Annotated in this window: 5 protein-coding genes; 3 read left to right on the top strand and 2 right to left on the bottom strand. The window is 40.4% G+C overall.

Annotation, left to right across the window (positions count from 1 at the left end; genetic code table 11):
• Positions 1-380 (bottom strand): FAD-dependent oxidoreductase (locus tag LD39_RS14695; RefSeq protein ID WP_035548690.1); only part of this gene is annotated, 380 nt, incomplete at its 3' end.
• A 122-nt stretch (positions 381-502) separates the two neighbouring features.
• On the opposite strand from LD39_RS14695, the gene LD39_RS14690 reads away from it, so the two are divergent.
• The 3 genes from LD39_RS14690 to LD39_RS14680 all read left to right on the top strand — a co-directional run bounded on the left by LD39_RS14690 (position 503) and on the right by LD39_RS14680 (position 2,940).
• Positions 503-1,039: a sigma-70 family RNA polymerase sigma factor gene (locus LD39_RS14690; RefSeq protein ID WP_052158888.1), complete on the top strand. Its 537-nt coding sequence runs from the start codon at positions 503-505 to the stop codon at positions 1,037-1,039.
• Positions 1,032-2,153 (top strand): hypothetical protein, encoded by a 1,122-nt coding sequence (locus LD39_RS14685; RefSeq protein WP_035548685.1) that lies wholly within the window; start codon positions 1,032-1,034, stop codon positions 2,151-2,153. The genes LD39_RS14690 and LD39_RS14685 overlap by 8 nt, the downstream gene beginning before the upstream one ends.
• 160 nt (positions 2,154-2,313) lie before the next feature.
• The gene (locus LD39_RS14680; RefSeq protein ID WP_081988466.1) at positions 2,314-2,940 is read left to right on the top strand and encodes an asparagine synthase-related protein; all 627 of its coding nucleotides are present in this window, start codon (positions 2,314-2,316) and stop codon (positions 2,938-2,940) included.
• A gap of 143 nt (positions 2,941-3,083) precedes the next feature.
• Here the strand turns inward: LD39_RS14680 and LD39_RS14675 are convergent.
• Positions 3,084-3,667 (bottom strand): aminopeptidase (locus tag LD39_RS14675; RefSeq protein WP_035548678.1); only part of this gene is annotated, 584 nt, incomplete at its 5' end.

Here is a 3,667-nt window from a genome sequence, read left to right as displayed (position 1 = left end):
TCTTCGTAAAAAGCTTGAATCTGATGGGCGGCGTCTGGAAAATTTCGTTCAATTTCTTTATACCATTGGTGACGATCCCGGTAGTAGTGGATCGTTCGGTCTGGCAAATGAATATCCATGATCGGATTCAACAATGTCATCTTTGGTTTATCAAGCTTCAAGTTATTATACAGGCGAGCAAAAACACCTCCAGGTTCAAACCCCATACCGACGGTGGCGCCTGATTGAAATCGATAACCGTTTCTCTCGTACTTCCCTGCACTTCCACCCAGTTCATTCGAAGCTTCAAGGACCAGTACGCTCATCCCTTGACGAGAAAGCTCAGCAGCCGCAGCTAATCCTCCAAACCCTGCTCCGACTATTCCAACATCATAAACCATTTCTCCATCCCCTTTTCTACTACTTTTCCCCTTGATGAGAACTTTTTAAAATATTTTGAGCCGATTGAAGACCTTCCAGCTCTCAAAACCGTCAAATAAGTGAAGAAAGGAGAGAAAGCCCGGTGACCGGAAATACACAAGTCGACTTAACACGTGATCAAGCAATTGAATACATTATGCACCAGTATGGTGAAGCGATAAAACGAACCATCTACACGTATGTCAAAAACCACCACACAACCGATGATCTATTTCAGGAAGTGCTGATTTTGATTTATCGTAAGTGGGATCAATTTAATGGACAATCTCATATAAAAACCTGGGCGATCAGAATAGCGATCAATCGCTGCAAGGATTATTTACGCTCTCCTCTTCACCGGATCAAGTTGGTTAAAGACCAATGGTTTGATCAAAAAGATCCACAGCAGCTTGAGACTAAAGTGCTTCAGAAGGAACAGTGGGACGAAATTGCAAAGGCGATCTTAAACTTGCCGATCAAATATAGAGAAGTCATGATATTGACCTTTCAACAGAACATGACCCAGCAGGAAATCGCCGATGTCACAAACACACCGATTTCTACCATAAAAAGTCGTATGCAGCGAGCAAGGAGATTATTGAAAAAACAAGTGCATGAGGGGGAATGGACCCTTGGATAATAAAAGAATAAAAGAGGCCATTGACCGAAAAATCAGCAAAGACCCTTTATTTACAGATGCTGATCGCCGGCGCTTCTATGAAAGTCGCAGCCAACCGAAACGTCAATGGACTCCAATGTTCCCGAAGGTTATGACCGCTTTACTTGTATTTCTGTTGATCAGTGGGTCCATTTATTTTGTGAAATCCGGGAATCCTTTTAAGAATCCTGCCGATGCTCCAGAAGAACAAATTGAAGAAAGACTACCAGCTCCTGAGGACCATGCTCCTAGTGATGTGGAAGAAGTCGTAGAAGAAATTAAAGATATCATAACTGATCCCGCTCGAATTAATGATGAAGAATCTTTAAAACAACTCGGAGAAGATGTAACTCAAAATTACAGTAGCAATGGATCAATAGATAGCCGTGGTCAATCACGAAAGTATATTTTCTTAAAAGGCGATAACTTTAATTACTCAAGTACACTTCCAAGGGAAGGACCACCTTCCATCGAACATTTTCAAAGAGAAGAATTAGGGGTGTTTCTTAAAATTGATAATGAAGACACAAACACCACAGTTTCAATTACCTACCTGTCTAAAGATAAAGAACACTTAATAGAAGAGAGCTCAGGCAATATATCTGAAGGTTTCGAAAAAGTGGTTGATGCTAACAAACCTTTAGAAATGCAAGAGTTAGTGCGTGAATCTATTGCACAATCTTTAGATAAAGAACCTGACTCTCTTACGAAGGGTGACTTATTGGAGGTAGAAGAGCTAACTATTGATGCTTCACATTTAAATGGTATTTATGATTGGCAAAGCGATCCAGAAGTCTTTAGTTCTTTGAGATCATTAAGAAAATTAAAGTTAAATCAGGTGAAAGTTTCTGGAGAACTACTAAAGGAAATTCCTCACTTAGAACAGATGACTTTCATCGGACCAACTTTAGATGATCTAAGCAGTGTTGCAGAAGGACTGCAGCAAGTACAGTACTTAAACATCAAAAACTCATCCTTCCGAGGAAACGCAGATGACATCCTTAAATTAAAATCGTTAAATATCGTAACCTTGGATAAATCGGTCGTTACCGATTATGAGAAACTTCAATTTGAAAGTATTGATGTCCGCTGGTAATTATTTTTTAAAGGGAGCCCAATTTAAAGGGTTCATGAGGGCTCCCTTACCTTTTTTATAAAAAACTTATAAGAGGACGACTAACGATGTGTGGAATTGTTGGATTTGTATATAAGCATGAAAACTACTAGGCAAAGGTCATCCAGGAAATGATGGAAAAATTCACCACCGCGGACCGGATGCCGGTGAATATTATACAGACGAAAAGGTAAGCTTAGGTTTCCGCCGACTAAGCATTATTGATATGTCCAAAAATGCCAATCAGCCTATGTTCTGTGAGAACGGACGTTTTATTTTAGTTTTTAATGGTGAAATTTACAATTTTCACAGTCTTAAAGATACCCTGGTTGTCCGTGGTCATGAATTTCAAAGTCACACGGATAGAAATGTAATGGAAGTCGCAGGTGATCTTCATCCTTCCCTCCGGGCAAATCAACAGGATACGAAATACGCTTTGAGACAAGCAGCTAAGTCCGTGCTCCCTGAGGAATGGGCAAATCGACCAAAAGTTGGGTTCCCTGTCCCCATTCGCCATTGGCTGCGCCAAGAAAAATATTACCTTCATGTTAAAGAGCTTTTCCTCTCTGAGACAGCTGCCCAATTTTTCCATACGGAGGAACTGCTCCGCTACTTGAATGAGCATTATGAATCCAGAAAAAACCATCATCGTTATATATGGACCGTTTACGTATTTTTAACGTGGTATGATGTGTACTTTGTGAAAGATGGGGATCTCCCCGAGAAGAACAAACCGAAAGAAATTGATCAAACGCTTGTTTATGCATAGACTCTGGTGGATAACCAAGTCTCTTAACACTCACTTCATGTCTTGTGCGTCACACACCCTCTTTATAACGTAGAATAGGCTTTATAAGATTCCAGATATTTAAAAAAGGCAGCTAAGAAATTTCTTAGCTGCCTTTAAATTAATTATTCAAATGAAATCGCCCAGCTTCCGTTACGCATCACTGGCTCTTCCGTTCCATCTTCCAATACTCCATCAATATCAAGTTCAGCTGACCCCATCATAAAGTCAACATGAGATAGACTATCGTTAATTCCATTTTTATCTAGTTCTTCTTCATTCATATCTGATCCACCAGTCATATTGTTCGGATAAGCTTTACCTAATGCTAAGTGACAAGAAGCATTCTCATCGTAAAGTGTATTGTAAAAAATTAATCCTGACTGAGAAATCGGAGACTCATGCGGCACAAGGGCAAGCTCACCGAGATGACGGGAACCTTCATCAGTCTCTAACAAGTGTTTCATGGTCTCTTCCCCTTCTTCTGCCGTGAAGTCCACGACTTTTCCTTCTTCAAAAGTGAGGGTGAAGTTGTCAATGACATTGCCGCCATAGTTCAATGGTTTTGTACTGGACACTTTTCCATTAACCCCATATTTATGCGGGGCAGTGAATACTTCCTCTGTTGGCATATTCGGATTGAACTGGATACCTGCTTTTTCGGTTTTAGCAGGACCACCTTTCCAAACATGACCTTTCGGAAGATCAA

Origin of the sequence: Halobacillus sp. BBL2006 (assembly GCF_000786645.1) — a bacterium.
Classification (GTDB): Bacteria; Bacillota; Bacilli; order Bacillales; family Halobacillaceae; genus Halobacillus.
The sequence above is the reverse complement of the archived record's forward strand: the minus strand, read 5'-3'. Positions and strand labels throughout refer to the sequence as shown.